Here is a 19,457-nt window from a genome sequence, read left to right as displayed (position 1 = left end):
CTAAGAAACCACCTGATTATTATACCTTTAAAATGTGCCTAGGCAGTTAACTTATTCTAAAGTATCCATGAAAGTATTGTAGGATGCATCAGAAGGCATTCTCAGATCCCCACGGGGAGATAAGGAGATGCTGCCGACTTTCGGCCCGTCCGGCATGGCGGATCGTTTGAACTGCTGTGTATAGAATCTCTTCACAAAGACTTTCAGCCATTTTCCTATGGTTTCCGGATCATAGAGATCCTTAAATGCAGCTTCGGCCATGAAGAGGATCTTTTTATAGCCTGCTCCGTACTTCATGTAGTGATACAGGAAGAAGTCATGAAGCTCATAGGGACCGACAATATCCTCTGTCATCTGCAGCAGCTCATCTTCTTTTCCTTTCGGGAGAAGTTCAGGGCTCACAGGTGTTTCCAGCACATCTTTCAGCACTTCGGAAATTCGTCCAGTGAATTCCTCCTCATAAAAATATCGCACCAGATAACGCACCAGGGATTTCGGTATGGAGGCATTGACGCCATACATGGACATCTGATCGCCGTTGTAGGTGCACCACCCGAGGGCAAGCTCCGACAGATCTCCGGTTCCTATGACGATGGCGCCTTCCTTATTCGCGATATCCATAAGTATCTGCGTTCTTTCTCGCGCCTGGACATTCTCGTAAGTCGCATCATGGACATTTTTGTCATGACCGATGTCTCTGAAATGCAGAAGCGAAGCTTCCACAATACTGATCTCCCGAAGGTCCGTTCCAAGCTCCCTGCAAAGTTCAAGGGCATTCTGGTACGTCCGATCCGTAGTACCGAATCCGGGCATGGTCACAGTTACGATATTTTCATAGGGAATCCCCATGATATTATATGCTTTAACAATCACCAGCAGCGCTAAAGTGGAATCCAGTCCTCCAGAGATGCCGATGACGGTCTTCTTCATATGAAGATGTTGGAGTCGCTTCACCAGACCATGACTCTGTATGTTCAGGATTTCTCTTGCTCTTTTTTTTCTTTCCTCCGGATTGTTCGGTACGAATGGATGGGGATCGATTTTTCTGTCAAAATCCACCACTTCATAGGAATGATGGCGGAAAGATACTTTATCCGCCAGATACTGAGGGTTCACCGCCTCATTTCTGAACGTTGTGTTTCTCAGTCTTTCTCCTCGGATTCTTGCGATGTCGATGAAGGCGGTGATGTGGTCGGACTCCATGGAAAATCTGTCATTTTCTGCAATGACCGTACCATATTCGCAGACCAGAAGATGTCCGCTGAAAACCAGATCCGTGGTGGACTCGTTGGGTCCGGCGGAAGCATAGACATATGCGCCTAGATTTTTCGCGCTGGTGATTTTCACAAGATCCCGTCTGTATTCGCTTTTTCCTGCCAGTTCATTGGATGCGGACAGATTGAATATGATTTCCGCTCCCTGGAGTGACAGACTGGACGAAGGGGAGACCGTGGCGAAAAGATCTTCGCATATTTCCACCCCGAATGTATATTCACCCGCTGAAAACACAAGATTTCCGAAGGGGATTCCTTTATGATCACCCAGGTCGATCTGGTGTCCATGGGTCGTGTTATAGGCTGTGAACCATCTGCTCTCATAGAATTCGTTGTAATTGGGCAGATTCTGCTTTGGTACGATGCCCAGAATCTCTCCCTCGAAAAGAACTGCAGCGCTGTTGAAGAGTCTTCCTTCATGTCTTGCGGGTAGACCCAGGATAACGACCATATCCAGATTTCTGGTGAATTCGATGATTTCCTCAAGTGCCTTTTCCGCTTCCTCCAGAAGATCCACAGAAAAAAACAGATCCGATGCTGTGTAGCTGGTCAGAGCCAGTTCCGGAAACAGGGCCACCTTCACTTTACTTCGGGCGAGCTGACTGACTGATTTAAGAATCTCTTCCTTGTTGTAGTGTACATCCGCAACTTTCAGTTTCGGTGACACAGAAGATATTTTGATATAATCCATTTCTTATACCTCTCCATATCGTAAGTTCATCCTGATTCATATCAGGATATATTACAGTCATTATACCACCTAGTCATCAAGCTTTAAACAAGGGAAGAAAAGGAATCCTTATCGGGAAGAAATCTATATATGCTTCGAATCGAACCGTCACGAAGGGACCTCCATATTTGTGAAAACGTATAATTACCGGCTAATATTCACACCTGTACGAACGATTATTAAAATTCATCCAATAATGTTGACATTATAACTTAGGATGTTATCATTTAGGTATAAAACGTTCGGGAGGAAAACATGAGCAGTATACTTAATATTTTCGTTGAGAAGAAACCGGAATTTAGAAACGAAGAACAGAAGCTGAACAGGGATCTTGCACTGATGCTTGGATTGCAGGCAGAATCCAGAATAATCCACTTCTATCAGGTGCAGGGACTCCTGGAGGATGAACTGGAAAAGGTAGCCTATACAGTATTCGCTGAATCAAGCACGGATACGACCTTCAAAGATGCATCCTCTTTACTTCATCTGCCGCACTTCATTCTGGAGTTGCTGCCTGGACAGTATGACCAGCGGGCGAAAGCGGCGGAAGACTGCATCAAGCTGGTTCTCGGAAAATTCGATGTGGAAGTCCGTTACAAAACCATTTATGTTTTTCCGGATGCATCAGCGGAAGATCTCGAAAGGATACAGAAGTATCTTCTGAATCCCGTGGAAATGAGAACAGGGAAGATTGAAACCCGATTCGAAGACTTTCCGCAGAAAAACATGAATGTGGAAATCATCGACGGGTTTCAAAGCCTCACTGAGGAGCAGCTGATCTCCTTTCTGAAAGCTCATGCTCTGGCTATGACGAAGGAAGATCTGCTTCTCATCCAGAAATACTTCATCAAAGAGAACAGGAATCCTACCATTACAGAAATCAAGGTCCTTGACACCTACTGGTCGGATCACTGCAGACACACCACCTTTCTTACTCATCTGAAAGACATCGAGCTGAGAAGCGACTTCAGTCCTTTACGAGAAGCTTACGATCAGTATCTTCAGATCAGAAAAGAGCTGGGCAGAGAGCATCGCCCCATCACACTGATGGATCTGGGCACCATCGGCGCAAAATATCTGAAGGCCAAGGGCTATGCATCTGACATTGACGAGTCTGAAGAAATCAATGCCTGCAGCATTTCAAGAACAGTACGGACCGATGCAGGACTGAAAGACGTACTCCTCATGTTCAAGAATGAGACCCACAACCATCCTACGGAAATAGAACCTTTCGGAGGCGCTGCCACCTGTCTCGGAGGCGCGATCAGAGATCCCCTCAGCGGTAGAGCTTATGTCTATCAGGGCATGAGAATCACCGGAGCATCCGATCCTGGAAAATCCCTGAAGGAAACACTTCCTGGAAAGCTTCCGCAAAGAGTGATTGTGAGAGGTGCCGCAAAAGGATTTTCTTCCTATGGGAACCAGATCGGTCTGAACACTGGATACGTAGAAGAGATCTATCATCCCGGATATGAGGCCAAAAGACTGGAAACAGGTGCTGTCATCGCTTCCGCACTGAAAGAGAATGTACGTAGAGAGACACCTGAAAAAGGGGACCTCATCATTCTTCTAGGCGGAAGAACAGGAAGAGACGGCATCGGAGGCGCTACAGGTTCCTCCAAAGGTCATGACGCATCTTCCATCTCAGAGTCCGGAGCAGAAGTTCAGAAGGGAAATGCTGTGGAAGAGCGAAAACTCCAGAGATTCTTCAGAAACGAGAAAGCCTCCCGACTCATCAGAAGATGCAACGATTTCGGTGCCGGCGGAGTATCCGTTGCCATCGGAGAACTGGCTGAGTCTCTTGACATCTATCTGCATCGCGTGCCGAAGAAATACATGGGACTCGATCCTACGGAAATCGCCATTTCAGAATCTCAGGAAAGAATGGCTGTAGTCATCGAAGAGAAGGATCTGACGGACTTCATCCACTATGCCGAAGAGGAGAATCTGGAAGCCACTGTGGTCGCAGTAGTGACCGATACCGGAAGACTCAGAATGTACTACGAAGATCAGGTGGTGGTTGATGTCTCCAGAGCCTTTATCGATACCAACGGAGCAACCTCGGAAGCTTCCGTTCTTGTGGAGCTGGAGAGGGAAGAAACCCGTTCAGCGAAAGAGAATCTGACTCTTGCCAAAGCACTGGCAGAGGTTTCAGAGCTGAATTCCTGTTCACAGAAAGGACTTCTGGAAAATTTCGACACTACCATCGGAAGAAACAGCCTGATCCTGCCTTACGGCGGAACGCATCAGGATACCAGGAGCCCTGGAATGGTTTCTCTCATTCCTCTGAAAGACCTCACCACCTATGATGCTTCCATCATGACCTACGGATTCGATCCGCTATCTCTGGAGAAGAACCCCTTCACCGGCGCATACGACTCCGTTGTGGAAAGTCTGGCAAAAGTGGTTGCACTGGGTGGGGACCCGAAAGAAGTCCGACTCAGCTTCCAGGAATATTTCAGAAAGCTGGGAAATGATCCATCCAATTGGGGACGTCCTTTTGCAGCACTTTTAGGTGGTCTGAAAGCCCAGCTGGATTTCAAAGTGCCTTCCATCGGCGGGAAAGATTCCATGTCAGGATCCTTCCAGAATCTTCATGTGCCCGATACGCTGATTTCATTCGCAGTGACCACCGTCAGGAAAGAACATGTCCTCAGTAATACATTGAAAAAGAAAGACAGTGTGCTTCTGAGCGTCAGAACTCCGAAAACCGAAGATGTCTATGACGCACTGGTATTTGAGGAAAATGCAAGGCTCATCCAGAAATTGAGAGAGCGCGGCTACATTCTGTCGGTGGATACACTGAAAAAAGGACTTTTCGTGACTGTCTTCAATATGGCCATCGGAAACAGAATCGGCTTCAGACTGGAAGAGCTGTCCCTTCACGAGAACAGGAAAGACCCCGGCAGCTTTGTTCTGGAAGTGCCCAGAGAGCATCTTGGTGAAATACTGTCCATAGGGCATCATCTTCTTCTGAAGGTTGTAGGCTACACCCATGACAATGAGACTGTCGAAATCGACAGGGAAGAGATTTCACTGGAAACACTTCTTGAGAATCACAAGGCTCCCCTGATGGAGATCTTCAATGAGTACAAGGAAGAGGGGACCACATTGAAGACACAGTACAGCCCCAGGGAAAGCGCTGTCTATCCTTCCTATGTGGAGCATCCTAAAGTGCTGATCCCAGTCTTCTTCGGCACCAACTGTGAACTGGACATTGAATATGCCTTCCGAGATGCCGGAGCTGTATCAGATACCTTCGTCTTCAGAAATGGCGAGAAGGAGATCAAGGCCTCCCTGGAAGAATTCGCACAGCGCATAAGATCCTCTCACATACTGATGCTTTCAGGCGGGTTCAGTGCCGCTGATGAACCGGAGGGATCCGGGAAATACATCGCAAACATTCTGCGCAATCCACTCATCAGAGATGCCATTCATGATCTCACTGACAATCGAAAAGGACTTGTACTTGGCATCTGCAACGGATTCCAGGGTCTGGTGAAATCCGGACTTCTCCCTTACGGAAAAGTCATAGATCCTCATGAAGAAATGCCTACACTGACCTATAACACAGCCGGAAAACACATGTCCAGAATGGCCAGAACAAAAGTGGTGTCAAGAAACACGCCATGGATGAACGCCGCTGCTCTGGGGGATGTACATGATGTGCCTGTATCTCATGGAGAAGGACGATTCACGGCATCCGAAAAGCTTCTGAACGAACTGCTTGAAAACGGTCAGATCATCACACAATATACGGATCTGTCCGGTGATGTGACCATGGAAGGTCCATTTAATCCCAACGGCTCCATGTGGGCCATCGAAGGGATCTCTTCAAAAGACGGCAGAGTCTTCGGGAAGATGGGACACACCGAAAGGTACCAGGACGGACTGTATCAGAACTACAGCGGTTCCTACTATACGGAAATGTTCAGAGCCGGCGTAAAGTATTTCAGAAACACAGATAATCTATAAGAATAAAGGAGCAAAAGAATGAAAGTACTGATTTTATTTGGAAGTCCTTCCGATAAGGAAACCATGAAGAAGGCGAAAGACCTGCTTGACGAATTCGGGGTGGTGAATGAATCCTACGCCATATCCGCACACAGAGCCCCTGATCTGCTGGAGAAGGTCCTCCGTCAGAAGGAAGCCGAAGGATTTGAAGTGGTCATAGCTGGTGCAGGGCTCGCTGCACATCTTCCAGGAGTTGTCGCATCGAAAACGATTCTCCCAGTCATCGGTGTTCCGCTTAAAGGAGCACTGGAAGGACTCGACGCACTGCTGTCCATCGTTCAGATGCCGAAACAGATTCCTGTGGCTACAGTGGGCATAGGCAACGCCGCAAATGCTGCCATGCTTGCCGTGGAAATCCTGTCCATCAAATACCCGGATCTGAGAGAGAAACTTCTCACCTATCGTGAAGTCATGAAAAAGAATATCGAAGAAAATAATGCTGTGGAGGTAATCTATTAATGAAAATGCTGTATGAAGGAAAAGCCAAAAGAATTTTTGAAACAGAACAAGACGATCAGGTGGTTGTCTACTACAAAGATGACGCTACAGCGTTCAACGGAGAAAAGAAGGGAACCATCGAAGATAAGGGCATCATGAACAACGAGATCACCTCCATCATCTTCAGATATCTGGAAGAGCACAATATTCCAACCCATTACATCCGCACCATCTCGGAAAGAGAACAGCTGGTGAAGAAAGTGTCCATCATTCCTCTGGAAGTGATTGTACGTAATGTGGCAGCAGGCTCCTTCTCGAAAAGACTGGGCGTTCCTGAAGGTCAGGCGCTTCAAACGACGATTTTTGAAATCTGCTACAAGAATGATGACTACGGGGATCCGCTCATCAATGACACCCATGCGGTTGCTCTTGGATTATCCACTTTCGATGAACTGAAGGAAATCTACGAAGTGACAGAAAAGATCAATGCGCTTTTGAAAGACTTCTTCCATAAACTCGGACTCCTTCTTGTGGATTTCAAGCTCGAATTCGGAAAAGACAAAGACGGCACCATCCTTCTGGCGGATGAAATCAGTCCTGATACATGCAGACTCTGGGATGAAAAAACCAATGAGAAAATGGATAAAGACAGATTCAGAAGAAATCTGGACAACGTGAAAGGCGCTTACTCGGAAGTCATCAGCAGAATGAAGCAGGGTGAATCATGATCGAAATAATGGACAAATTCAAAGAGGAATGCGGTGTCTTCGGAATCAGCACAAAAGACACACAGGCATCCTATGATGTCTATGACGGCCTTTTCGCACTTCAGCACAGAGGACAGGAAAGTGCAGGCATCGCATCTTTTCATCAGGACGAAATGCAGGTTAGAAAAAGAATGGGTCTTGTGTCCCAGGCGCTCACCAAGGAGGATCTTGATGAACTGAAGGGCACGGTGGCAGTAGGACATGTTCGTTATTCCACAAAAGGTGATTCCAATGTTCTGAATGCCCAGCCGCTGACTGCAAAAAGCAAGTTCGGCGCCATGGCTGTAGCACATAACGGAACACTGATCAATACAGAAGTCATCAGAGGTCTCCTGGAGGACAGCGGTGTGCTCTTCCAGACCGATACGGATTCTGAAGTCATTGTGAACCTCATTTCCCGAGGCATCCACCGCGGACTAGAAAATGCCGTGCTGGACGCCATCCGTACTGTGAAGGGAAGTTTCGCGCTGGTCATCGGATTCGGAACGAAACTCATCGGTATAAGAGATTCCTATGGAATCCGCCCTCTTGTGCTCGGAAAGAGAGGAGAGGACTACATTCTGGCTTCAGAAAGCTGCGCCATTGATACAGTGGGAGGAACTCTTGTAAGAGATATTCTGCCTGGTGAAATGGTGATCATCGAAAACGGGGAAGTGAAATCCTATGTCTATTCAGAAAAAACGACCCGTCAGACCTGTTCCTTTGAATACATCTATTTCGCCCGTCCTGATTCCATCATAGATGGCATCAGTGTGCATTCGCTGAGAATCAGAACCGGTGAAATGCTCTACAAGGAGTCTCCTGTGGAAGCGGATGTGATCATCGGTGTACCGGATTCAGGCCTTGCAGCCGCCATCGGCTACTCCAGGGCATCCGGAATACCCTTTGACATCGGGTTTTCAAAAAACAAGTACATCGGAAGAAGCTTCATCACACCTTCACAGAAAGCCAGAGAGAAAGCGGTCTCTCTGAAGCTCAATGCCCAGAAGGATGTGGTCTCAGGAAAGAGAGTGGTGCTCATTGACGACTCCATCGTGCGTGGAACAACCTCAAAATATCTCGTGGATCTTCTTTATCGTGCAGGAGCAAAGGAAGTGCACTTCAGGGTCTCCTCACCCATGGTCATGTTCCCGTGCTACTTCGGCATTGATACCCCCTACAGAGATACCCTCATCGCATCCAAAATGACGAAAAATGAAATCAGAGACTACATAGGCAGCACCTCACTGAGCTATCTGAGCAACGAAGGACTCATCGCTTCCCTGGGAAGCAGCTCATTCTGCACAGGATGCTTCAAAGGTGTCTACCCGCTGGGTGCCCCGAACGAATTTTTGGAGGTCATGAATTTATGATGGATTACAAATCTGCTGGCGTGAATATTGAAGAAGGATACAAATCAGTGGAGAAAATAAAAGGCTATGCAAAAAGAACGCTGAGCCCTCTTGTGCTCAATACCATCGGGTCTTTTGCAGGCATGATGGAGATTCCAGAAGGGTACACAAAGCCTGTGCTCATCTCCGGAACAGACGGCGTCGGAACGAAGCTGAGAATCGCCTTTGATCTCAAGAAATACGACACTGTAGGCATCGACTGCGTGGCCATGTGCGTCAATGACATTCTGTGTCATGGAGCACAGCCGCTGTTCTTCCTCGATTACATCGCCTGCGGCAAACTGGACGCGGAAGTGTCTTCTGAACTTGTGAAAGGCATTGCGGAAGGATGTCTTCAGGGCGGTCTTTCCCTCATAGGGGGAGAAACCGCAGAAATGCCCGGCTTTTATGAAGAGGGTGACTACGACATGGCAGGTTTCGCTGTAGGTGTCAGTGAAAAGGATGAAATCATCACTGGAGAGGAAATCGCTTCCGGGGATCTTCTCATCGGTCTTCCATCATCCGGATTCCATTCCAACGGATATTCACTTCTACGCAGAGTATTCACTGATTATCACGAGCCGTTCATGGATACGACCATCGGAGCATATCTTCTCGAACCCACAAGAATCTACACAGGCATTGTAAGGAAGGCCATGAAGAACTTCAAGATCAGAGGAATGGCTCATATCACTGGTGGTGGCTTCATCGAGAATCTGCCGCGCATGCTCACTGACAGCACCTTAAGAATCAATGTGAACCTGAACGCCTACGCGCTTCCGAAGATCTACAGACTCCTTGAGGAAAGAGGCGTGAAGAAGGAATCCTTCTATAACACTTTCAATACAGGGATCGGATACGTCTTCTGTATCCGCAGAGAGGACAAGGAGAAGTTCATGGATTTTCTTGCAGCCAACGGAGAATCTCCTGTACTTCTCGGCTACATCGACGAAGGGGAAGAAGAAATATGTTTAAGGTAGCAGTACTCATTTCCGGTGCAGGCACGACACTGAAATCCATCCTGGATGATGCGAAGAAAGATGCATCCTACGAAGTAGGGCTTGTGCTATGTGACCGCAGATGCAGCGGAACAGCCTATGCTGAAAAAGAGAATATTCCTTATAAGATCCTTGAAAGAGACCACACGCTTTCAGACCGGGTTCTTGAGGAAGTGGCATCCTTCGATCTGGTGGTTCTTGCAGGGTTCCTCTCCATTCTGGAAGGGAAAGTCCTGGAGACCATGAAAAACAGAATCATCAATCTGCATCCTTCACTTCTTCCATCTTTCGGAGGCAGGGGAATGTATGGCATTCATGTGCATGAGGCAGTCCACCGATCGAAAATGCCCATCTCCGGATGCACAGTGCATTATGTCGATGAAGTGGTGGATGGCGGAAGCTTTATTCTGAAACGCATCATCGGCATAAAGGATGCAAAGAATCCGGAGGAGATTCAGTCACTTGTTTCTTCGATTGAAAAAGGCGCTCTGACAGACGCAATCAGACTGCTGGCAAAGGGGGAAGATTTTTATGAGAGCACTCATTAGTGTGTATGACAAGAAAGGACTTAAGGAACTGGCCGATTTCTTCGTGAAAGAGAACATTGAAATGATCTCGACCGGTGGCACCTATGCCTACCTCAAGGAAAACGGGTTTGATCCCATTAAGGTGGAAGAGGTCACAGGGGCGAGGGAAATTCTCGGCGGAAGAGTCAAGACGCTTCATCCTCTGATTCATGGCGGTATTCTTTACAGAAGAGACCTTGAAAGCGATCTTCTGGAAGTGGAAGCGGAAGGCATGGAAGGCATCGACATCGTCTGTGTCAATCTGTACCCGTTTTTCGAGAAACTGAAGGATAACCTGACCGTTGACGAACAGGTTGAATTCATTGATATCGGAGGACCTACCATGCTGCGTGCAGCAGCCAAGAACTATAAATATGTCTATACCCTTTCTGATCCGCAGGACTATGAAAGCTTCCTGTCCGTCTATTCCAACGGAACGGAAGAGGAGAAGGCCGCTTTCAGAAAAAAGCTTGCTGGGCAGGTCTTTAATCTTATGGGCGCTTATGACAGCGCTGTTTCCAATTTTCTTCTGGAAGAGGAAGACAAGAGATATCTCAGTCTTTCCTACAGAAAAGTCCGTGATCTGAGATACGGAGAAAACCCTCACCAGAGCGCATCTGTATATGAATCTCTGGATACCGAGGGCGCGCTGAAGAATATCGATATCCTCTGGGGAAAGGAGCTTTCCTATAACAACTTCAAAGATCTGGACATCGCATGGAAAGTCGCCAGTTCCTTCGAGGAACCTTGCTGCTGCGCGCTGAAGCATAATACCCCCTGTGGCGTTGCGCTGGGAAAAGATGATTATGAAGCCTACAGCAAGGCTTATGAAGGCGATCCTGTTTCCATTTTCGGTGGCATCGTGGCACTGAACTGCACCGTGACCAGAGAGACTGCATTGAAAATGAACGAAATCTTTCTGGAAGTGGTCATGGCGCCATACTTTACAGAGGAAGCTCTGGACGTGCTGAAGAAAAAGAAGAATCTGAGAATCATCAGATGCACCGAAGCTCCTTCCGCAAAAAGAGCTTATGTATCACTGGACGGTCTGATGCTTTCTCAGGACGAGGATTTCGGCGAATTTAATGAACTCAAGGTCGTGACAAAGAAAGAACCGGATCAGCAGGAACGCGAAGAGATGGAGTTCGCCTATACAGTCGTCAAGTATGTCAAATCCAATGCCATCGTCGTCACAAAGGACAAGATGACCCTCGGCATCGGGGGAGGTCAGGTCAACAGAATCGATGCTGCGAAATTCGCACTGGAAAAGGCCCAGGGACAGGGCGTGGTTCTTGCCTCAGATGCCTTCTTCCCCTTCAGTGATGTGGTGGAGGAAGCCTCCAGAAATAACATAAAAGGAATCATTCAGCCCGGAGGTTCCCTGAGAGATCAGGATTCCATCGATCTATGCGATGAAAAGGGCATCTCCATGATTTTCACCTCAATGAGACATTTTAAGCACTAGGAGGAAAAGGATGAAAATTCTAATCATTGGTGAAGGAGCCAGAGAACATGCCATTGCCCGTAAGCTTGCAGAGTCGGATCTGGTTACAGCAATCTATGTATCACCAGGGAACGGCGGCACGGAAAGACTCGGGAAATGCAGAAACATATCGAAAGGGACGCTTTCCGATTTGAGAGACTTTGCAAGAGACAACAACATCGACTATACTGTCGTGGGTCCGGAGGCGGATCTCATGGAAGGGATTGTAGATCTTTTTCATGAGGCAGATCTTAAAATCATTGGTCCGCACAGAAAAGCTGCGCTTCTCGAGGGGTCCAAAGCATACGCCAAGGACTTCATGATGAAATACGGCATAAAAACCGCGGAATACGAAGTTTTCACAGACTTCAAACTGGCAGAAGCCCACATCCGCCAAGCTGCTTACCCATTGGTCATCAAAGCGGATGGACTGGCCGCGGGAAAAGGGGTTGAAATCATAGAGACCTATGAAGACGCTCTGAAAACCCTTGAAGCCTATATGCTGGAAGAGAAATTCAAAGAAGCATCGAAAAAAGTCGTCATAGAAGAATACCTCACAGGAAAGGAGGCTTCCATCATCACGCTGTTTGATGGAAATTCCATTCTGTCCTTGAATTCCACCATGGACCACAAAAAGATCGGAGAAGGGGAAACAGGGCTCAATACCGGTGGTATGGGTTCTCTGACCCCTAATCCCTATTTTACGGAAGAGCTGGAAAAAGACTTCAGAAAGAACATTCTGGACAAGACCCTGGTGGGACTCCGAGCAGAACAGCTTCTGTTCAAAGGGATCATCTTCTTCGGGCTGATGCTTACGGAGAAAGGGACCTATCTTCTGGAGTACAATCTGAGATTCGGGGACCCGGAGACCCAGAGCCTTCTGGAGACCCTCGAGAGCGATCTGAACACTCTGTTTATGAAAACCCTGGACGGTACGCTTCAGGAAGAAGATGTGGTCTTATCATCCGACTGTGCGTTATGCGTGGTCCTTTCCGCTAAAGGCTATCCAAAGACCTGCGAAAAAGAGATCGATGTAAGCTCATTTTTCGATGCCGAAACAGATCAGGTCAGCGTGTTCTCCTACGCGAGCAAAGTGCTTCAGGAGAGAATTCTATCTAGCTCCGGCAGAGTGCTTTCGGTCGTATCCAGAGGGCAGAAGTCAGAATGCTTCAAAAACGTATATGATTTTCTTGATGAAAATCGCAATGAAAACCTTTATTACAGAAATGATATAGGGAGAATATAAGAATTTAAACCTTTACAAATATGACAATGATAAATATCATCCAGTGTTTATTGACATCTTTTCGAATCGTGTTACTATTTATATAACGAAATATTAATATTTTCTTATCTAGAGAGGTGGAGGGAAAGGCCCTGTGAAACCCGGCAACCAATACAGCATCTGCTGTATATGGTGCCAATTCCTGCAGCGTAAGCTGAAAGATGAGAATAAGCTTTTAGATTTCATTCGTCTAAGTTTATTCTTAGGCGAATTTTATTTTGCCGTTTTTGATGCTTGCATCAGAAAAAATTGTGAGGTGTAGTGATTGATCGAAATTAAAAATCTTGAAAAACAGTATGACAGTCAGGAAGTCATCAAAGACGTATCCTTCCGGATTGAGAAAGGTGAGATCTTCGGTATTGTAGGAAGAAGCGGAGTGGGTAAATCTACCCTGCTTCGATGCATCAATGCTCTGGAACCTTTCAACAAAGGAGATATCATCGTAGATGGTATCAGCATCGGTTCGCTCGACTCAGACGGGGTACGCAGACTCAGAAAAAAGGTATCCATGATCTTTCAGAATTTTAATCTTCTGAATCAGAAAACTGCACTGGAAAATGTGGCACTTCCTATGGAAATCTGGGGCTATGACAAAAAAACAATACAGACCCGGGCCAAGGAGCTGCTGAATCTTGTAGGTCTTTCAGACAAATACAAAAGCAAACCGCGTTCATTATCTGGAGGAGAAAAGCAGCGTGTAGCCATTGCAAGGGCCCTTGCACTGGATCCTGAATTTCTTCTCTGTGATGAAGCAACCTCAGCACTGGATCCCAACACCACCAAGGAAATCCTTGCTCTTCTGAAAAAAATCAACAGAGAGCTTGGGCTGACACTGGTTGTGGTGACGCACCAGATGGAAGTCGTAAAAGACATCTGCCAGAGAGTTGCGGTGATGGAAGGCGGAAAAGTGTCTGCCCTTGGAAAAGTGGAGGATCTGTTCCTGAATCCCGCTAAGAGCCTGAAAAAGCTCATCGGGGAAGATGAAATGGAAATTCTGCCAAAGGGAATCAATATCAGAATCTTTTTCACAAAAGATTACAGCAACCAGACCATCATCACGAATATGAGCAAGGACCTCAATGTGGACTTTTCCATTGTATGGGGCAAGCTTGAAAACTTCAGCGGCAATGTCCTGGGGAGTCTGGTAATCAACATAAATCCTCAAGACAAGGAAGACATCGTATCGTATCTTGTAGAAAAAGGTTTGAATGTGGAGGTGATACATAATGAATCTTAACGGCTATATAGAGGCGCTTTTAGAATCATTGCTTATGATCAGCGTTTCTGGAATCCTATCCATATTTTTCGGGTTTTTCATCGCAATCGTCTTGGTTTATACAAAGGAAAAAGGATTGAAACCAAAACCTTCCTTATATAATACACTGGACTTCTTCATCAATGTATTCAGAAGTTTCCCGTTTATTATTCTTATGTTTCTCCTCTTTCCGCTGTCAAGATTCATTGTAGGAACATCCATCGGCACCACCGCAGCCATCGTTCCGCTGACCATAGCTGCCACACCCTTTGCAGCCAGAATCATTGAAGGTTCGCTGGATACGGTGGATCCAGGAATCATTGAAGCGGCGAAGTCCTTTGGAGCAACCAATGCTCAGATCATTTTCAAAGTGATGCTCATTGAAGCTCTGCCGAATTTAGTACAGGGCATCACAAATATATTCATCAATATCGTAGGATACTCTGCCATGGCAGGAATCATCGGTGGTGGAGGACTTGGTGCAGTAGCCATAAACTACGGCTATTACAGGTGGGAAAACACCATCATGTTCATCGTCGTCATCATGATCTTTGCCGTTGTGCAGATCATTCAATCCATAGGCAACCAGATTTTCAAGCTGCTGTTAAGATAGACAGTGGTCAAAGGTTATCCTGACCCGATGAAGCTGTTTATATTTTAACAAATTGAACAAAATCAGAAAATAAGACAAAAAGTAAATCAGTACAGATCTGAAAAACAGATAATAAACAAAAGCGAGGGAATAAAAATGAAAAAAACATATAAATTACTTACTGCATCACTATTGGCACTGGGCATTCTTGCAGGGTGCAGCACCAGCGAAGAGGCTGATGAAAAGATCGTTGTCGGGGCTTCCGCTGTACCTCATGCAGAAATACTGGAAAATGTGAGAGAAGACCTGAAGGAACTTGGCTATGAACTGGAAGTCACCATATTCAATGACTATGTTCTTCCAAATAAGGCTCTTTCGGAAGGGCAGCTGGATGCCAATTACTTCCAGCATATTCCGTATCTGGAAGAGATGAACAGCAACGAAAATCTCGGGCTCACCTATACGGTCAGAGTTCACATCGAACCAATGGCATTATACTCCGATAAGATCACAGATCTGGAAGAACTGGCCGATGGAGCGACCATAGCCATTCCAAACGATGCTACCAACGGGTCCAGAGCATTGAAGCTTCTTGCGGAGAATGGCCTCATTTCACTGGCTGATTCGGAAATCGCATCCGTTCTTGACATCACGGAAAACCCGAAGAATCTTCAGTTCACAGAACTTGATGCTCCAGCACTGCCAAGAACACTCGTTGATGTGGATGCTGCGGTGATCAACACCAACTATGCCATCGAAGCAGATCTCAATCCTCTAGAGGATGCGCTTCTCATCGAGTCCGGTGATTCACCTTATGCCAATGTACTGGCTGTAAGAGAAGAGGACAAGGATTCTGAAAAGACAAAGGCACTGGACAAGGTTCTGAACAGTGAAAAGACGAAGTCCTTTATAGAAGAAAAATATGAAGGAACTATTTTCCCGGCATTTTAAACTGTACTAAAAAAGAACAGCATAAAACCAGGCACAATCAAAGAAATCAAAACAGTAAAAACCGTTGTATATCAACGGTTTTTACTTTAAACAACTATTGTTAATTTAATGACAAATATTGTTAATGAACGTTTACAATGTTATACTATATTGTGTATTTGTTATATTTTAGATTAAATTTAGGGGGATGTATATGAAACTGTTTTCAATATCCAAAGCAGTGCATGTGCCCAAGTTCAAAGAAGCTGAACATTTCAGTACAATCATAGATGTTGATGCTCCAAAGAACATGGTATATTCACTGTCTCAGCAACATAACATGAAATGCTCACCTACCGTCAAGAGAAACGACAGAGTACTCGTCAACCAGATCATTGGTGTCGGTGAAAACAACAGTGTTGTTCCTGTGTACTCCAGCGTATCTGGTACAGTGAAGCAGGTTACAACAAAAGTGGATCTCATGGGAAATAAAGTAGATGTTATTCTCATTGAAAATGATTTTCTTTATGAAAAGGAAACCCGTGAAGCTTTCGACTACAGCACGCTGTCTTTCGAAGAACTGAAAGAGAAGATCAAAGGACTCGGTCTCATCGAGACCCAGAATCTTTCCAACAGAAAGAGGGGCATGCAGCTTTCCTTCAAGGAAGATGTGAAGAATGTGCTCATCAACGCACAGGAAAGCGGACTTTACGGTCAGGTGGACTCTTATCTTTACGAAAACGAGAGAGAGGACTTCCTGAGAGGACTCGGACTTCTAAGATCACTTTACAAGAATGCGAACATCACTGTTCTTTCCACTTCGGATGCGGATTCCGTCATTGGATTCACCGAACTTCTGAAGAACACGGATGTGAATCTGGTATCAAAAATTCCAACGCAGTTCTATCACGATATGAATCTGGCTTCCAGAGATGTATTCAGTGATTTTGCCATGAAGGACACCATGGTTGTGGATGCATTCCTTCTGCCAGCGGTGGCACGGGGTTTACTGGACAACAGACTGACCCACTATCAGCTGCTGCTGATTAATGGCGGAGCCGTCAAAACACCTGGAATCTACAAGGTGCTTTCCGGAACCACATTGAATTATGTCATGGAAAAAGCTGGAGTGGAGGATCCATTCAGAGTCGTTGCAGGAAACATCCTTTCCGGTGACGCTGTATTCGCCCTGGATGCACCAATCAACAGAGGCATCAGAGAAGTGCTGTTCCTGAATGAGAACGAAGTCTCCAAGGAAGAAGAAATGAACTGCATCAAATGCGGACGTTGTGCGGACGTATGTCCTGTAGGACTCCAGCCTTATGAGCTGAATGCACTTGTTATAAACAGAGACTTTGATGAATTCTTCAAGAACCGTGGCGGAATGTGTGTGGAATGCGGAAGATGTTCCTATGTATGTCCATCCAAGAGACATCTGCTTCAGTCATTCAAAACTGCGAAAAAGGTTAAAAGATAGGAGGTAAGGATATGGAAAACAGAAAAATAACCGTTGCTTCCTCACCCCACGTGAAGTCTGACTTGAGAGTGAACAGAATCATGCTTGATGTCATCATCGCGCTGGTACCGGTCACAGCAGCGGGAATCTATTTCAATGGAATAAAAGGACTTTTCCTGGTTCTGGTCACAATCATCGGTGCCATGGCCACAGAGGTTCTGTTCAAGAAAGCGCTTAACAAGAAACATTCACTTCATGATCTTTCTGCAATCGTAACTGGTCTGATTCTCGGACTCATTTTACCTGTTAACACACCATTATGGGTTGCAGCGATTTCTTCCGTATTTGCCATTGCGCTGGTAAAAGAGATTTTCGGCGGTTTAGGTCAGAATTTCATGAACCCTGCCGTGGCAGCAAAGATCTTCGCAGTGGTATCCTATGGCAATCTGGTTGTGAATAACGGGTTCGAAGAAACAGCTTTCATCGACCGTTTTCTCGGAACTGCCGGTGGAAACCTCGGTGAAGCATCCATACTGGCCATTCTGGTTGGTGGACTCTATCTGGCACTGAAAGGTGTCATCAGAGTAAGAGTGCCCTTCACAATCATCGTTGTAGCGCTCGCGTTCTCACAAATCATTTTAGGAGATATCTCAATTCTTGGAGCCAACAGCAGTATTTATCTGATTGCTTTCTTCATGGCCAATGATTATGCAAGTTCATCCATCACCAACGGTGGTAAATGGATCTATGCGATTCTTGTTGCTGTGGCAGCGGCATCCTTCATCGGTGTGGCTGAAAATATCGAAGGAGCATATTATGCGATTCTCATCGGAAATGTATTTGCTCCATTTATAGATACCTTCTTTAAAGGAAAAGTGGATACCAAAAAGGAGGCTACTGCGTAATGAAAAAGAAAAGTTTAGTAAGTGAGCTTCTGACCCTTGGCGGAACCCTGATGCTGATCTGCATCATCGTAGCCGGTGTCGTTGCCTTTGTCTACAATGGAACCAAGGAACAGATTGCCATGAACAACGCCGTCAACGCGGAAGATCTTGCAGTGGTCATGCCTGAGAGCGAGGCCATTGAAGATGTTACAGCGGACTACGAAGAGCATGAAATCATAACTGAGATCTACAAGGCCACAAAAGGCGGCGATGTAGTGGGTTATGTATATAAAATGATGATTGCTGGTTACAAACCTGACCTTGGAACCTTAGTCGGTATTGATAATGACGGTAACGTAGTTGCTGCAAAAGTGACTCAGTCCTCTGAAACTCCAGGCTTAGGTGCTCTGGTTTCCGAAGAAGCGTTCATTTCCCAGTTTACAGGGAAGGAAACATCATCCAGTTTCCAGGTTGTTAAGGGAACACCGGCTTCAGACACTGAAATTCAGGCGGTATCCGGTGCGACTATTTCATCCGGTGCGGTCACCACTTCCATCAACGAAGCGGTAAAATTCCACAAGGAAAACATTCTCGGAGAAGAAGTGGTGGAAGTTCCTGTAGTGGAGCCAACACTTGAAAACATGAACCTTTCAGGCGATGCAATGAATGAAATTGCTGGAGACCTAAAGACCCTGGAAGTCACCACAGGTGGAGAAGTCACAGGATACGTCGTATATGCGGCAAATCCTGGTTACTACGAAGAATCTCCGATCAGAGTAGCAGTAGGATTCGATAATGAATCAAAAACAATCACAAACATACTGATCATAGAGCAGAATGAAACTCCAGGACTGGGTGATGTGATTCTTGAAGATGGATTCGCTCAGCAGTTCCAGGGTGTGGCAGCAGAAGAACTGGAAACTCAGATCTACTCCGGTGCATCTGAAAGTTCCAAGGGTGTCTACAAGGCTGTGAATCAGGCCATCGAATACTATCACAATGTGCTTATGGTGGAACCTGGTGTTGAGAATATGCGTCTCACAGGAGATGAGATGGTCGAAATCGACGGGGAATACAAGACTGTAGAGGTCCGAAATCAGGGAGAAGTATCCGGTTACATCGTATACACCTCCAATCCCGGATACTACGAAGATAAGCCCATCGAAGTGGCTGTATCCTTTGATGCCGCAACCAGAGAAGTGAAGAACATCATGATCGTAAGACAGAATGAGACCCAGGGACTGGGTACTGTCATCACAGAAGATGCCTTTGCGGAGATGTTCCAGGATCAGCCTTCAGAAGAAATGAGTGTACAGGTATACTCCGGTGCATCTGAAAGCTCCAAGGGAGTCTACAGAGCTGTAAACAAAGCGATTCTATACTTTAATGACGTACTAATGCAAGGAGGGAACTAA

At 46.1% G+C, this 19,457-nt stretch carries 15 protein-coding genes and 1 riboswitch; of the genes, 14 read left to right on the top strand and 1 reads right to left on the bottom strand.

Annotated elements, in window-relative coordinates:
- Positions 1–51: 51 nt before the first annotated feature.
- Positions 52–1,965: an NAD(+) synthase gene (locus tag ACHAL6_RS07825; protein WP_395269850.1), complete on the bottom strand. Its 1,914-nt coding sequence runs from the start codon at positions 1,963–1,965 to the stop codon at positions 52–54.
- 294 nt (positions 1,966–2,259) lie between these two features.
- Between ACHAL6_RS07825 and ACHAL6_RS07820 the strand changes: the two genes are divergently transcribed.
- The 14 genes from ACHAL6_RS07820 (at position 2,260) to ACHAL6_RS07755 (ending at position 19,457) form a co-directional block, all read left to right on the top strand.
- Entirely contained in the window at positions 2,260–5,979 is a 3,720-nt protein-coding gene (locus tag ACHAL6_RS07820; protein ID WP_395269849.1) for a phosphoribosylformylglycinamidine synthase, read from the top strand.
- Between the two features lie 18 nt (positions 5,980–5,997).
- The gene (gene purE / locus ACHAL6_RS07815) at positions 5,998–6,477 is read left to right on the top strand and encodes a 5-(carboxyamino)imidazole ribonucleotide mutase (RefSeq protein WP_395269848.1); all 480 of its coding nucleotides are present in this window, start codon (positions 5,998–6,000) and stop codon (positions 6,475–6,477) included.
- Positions 6,477–7,184 carry a phosphoribosylaminoimidazolesuccinocarboxamide synthase gene (gene purC / locus ACHAL6_RS07810; RefSeq protein WP_395269846.1) on the top strand — a complete coding sequence of 236 codons (708 nt, stop codon included), beginning with the start codon at positions 6,477–6,479 and terminating at the stop codon, positions 7,182–7,184. The genes purE and purC overlap by 1 nt, the downstream gene beginning before the upstream one ends.
- Entirely contained in the window at positions 7,181–8,575 is a 1,395-nt protein-coding gene (gene purF, locus ACHAL6_RS07805; RefSeq protein ID WP_395269845.1) for an amidophosphoribosyltransferase, read from the top strand. The genes purC and purF overlap by 4 nt, the downstream gene beginning before the upstream one ends.
- The gene (gene purM, locus ACHAL6_RS07800; protein ID WP_395269844.1) at positions 8,572–9,573 is read left to right on the top strand and encodes a phosphoribosylformylglycinamidine cyclo-ligase; all 1,002 of its coding nucleotides are present in this window, start codon (positions 8,572–8,574) and stop codon (positions 9,571–9,573) included. The genes purF and purM overlap by 4 nt, the downstream gene beginning before the upstream one ends.
- On the top strand, positions 9,561–10,139 hold the full coding sequence (locus ACHAL6_RS07795) for a formyltransferase family protein (RefSeq protein ID WP_395269842.1): 579 nt from the start codon (positions 9,561–9,563) through the stop codon (positions 10,137–10,139). The genes purM and ACHAL6_RS07795 overlap by 13 nt, the downstream gene beginning before the upstream one ends.
- Positions 10,117–11,622: a bifunctional phosphoribosylaminoimidazolecarboxamide formyltransferase/IMP cyclohydrolase gene (purH, locus tag ACHAL6_RS07790; RefSeq protein WP_395269937.1), complete on the top strand. Its 1,506-nt coding sequence runs from the start codon at positions 10,117–10,119 to the stop codon at positions 11,620–11,622. The genes ACHAL6_RS07795 and purH overlap by 23 nt, the downstream gene beginning before the upstream one ends.
- Before the next feature lie 10 nt (positions 11,623–11,632).
- Positions 11,633–12,886: a phosphoribosylamine--glycine ligase gene (gene purD, locus ACHAL6_RS07785; protein ID WP_395269841.1), complete on the top strand. Its 1,254-nt coding sequence runs from the start codon at positions 11,633–11,635 to the stop codon at positions 12,884–12,886.
- Positions 12,887–12,987: 101 nt separating this feature from the next.
- A riboswitch (SAM riboswitch) is annotated at positions 12,988–13,093 on the top strand.
- Between the two features lie 97 nt (positions 13,094–13,190).
- Entirely contained in the window at positions 13,191–14,162 is a 972-nt protein-coding gene (locus tag ACHAL6_RS07780) for a methionine ABC transporter ATP-binding protein (RefSeq protein ID WP_395269839.1), read from the top strand.
- The gene (locus ACHAL6_RS07775; protein WP_395269837.1) at positions 14,152–14,793 is read left to right on the top strand and encodes a methionine ABC transporter permease; all 642 of its coding nucleotides are present in this window, start codon (positions 14,152–14,154) and stop codon (positions 14,791–14,793) included. Before ACHAL6_RS07780 ends, ACHAL6_RS07775 begins: the two co-directional genes overlap by 11 nt.
- Positions 14,794–14,928: 135 nt before the next feature.
- Positions 14,929–15,723, top strand: a complete 795-nt coding sequence (locus tag ACHAL6_RS07770; protein WP_395269836.1) for a MetQ/NlpA family ABC transporter substrate-binding protein — start codon at positions 14,929–14,931, stop codon at positions 15,721–15,723.
- 193 nt (positions 15,724–15,916) lie between these two features.
- The gene (locus tag ACHAL6_RS07765) at positions 15,917–17,179 is read left to right on the top strand and encodes a 4Fe-4S dicluster domain-containing protein (RefSeq protein WP_395269835.1); all 1,263 of its coding nucleotides are present in this window, start codon (positions 15,917–15,919) and stop codon (positions 17,177–17,179) included.
- A gap of 11 nt (positions 17,180–17,190) precedes the next feature.
- Positions 17,191–18,063, top strand: a complete 873-nt coding sequence (locus ACHAL6_RS07760; protein WP_395269834.1) for an RnfABCDGE type electron transport complex subunit D — start codon at positions 17,191–17,193, stop codon at positions 18,061–18,063.
- Entirely contained in the window at positions 18,063–19,457 is a 1,395-nt protein-coding gene (locus ACHAL6_RS07755) for an RnfABCDGE type electron transport complex subunit G (protein ID WP_395269833.1), read from the top strand. The genes ACHAL6_RS07760 and ACHAL6_RS07755 overlap by 1 nt, the downstream gene beginning before the upstream one ends.

The sequence above is a fragment of the Proteiniclasticum sp. C24MP genome, assembly GCF_043951855.1.
Classification (GTDB): Bacteria; Bacillota; Clostridia; order Clostridiales; family Clostridiaceae; genus Proteiniclasticum.
This window is presented reverse-complemented; position numbering and strand designations above follow the sequence as displayed.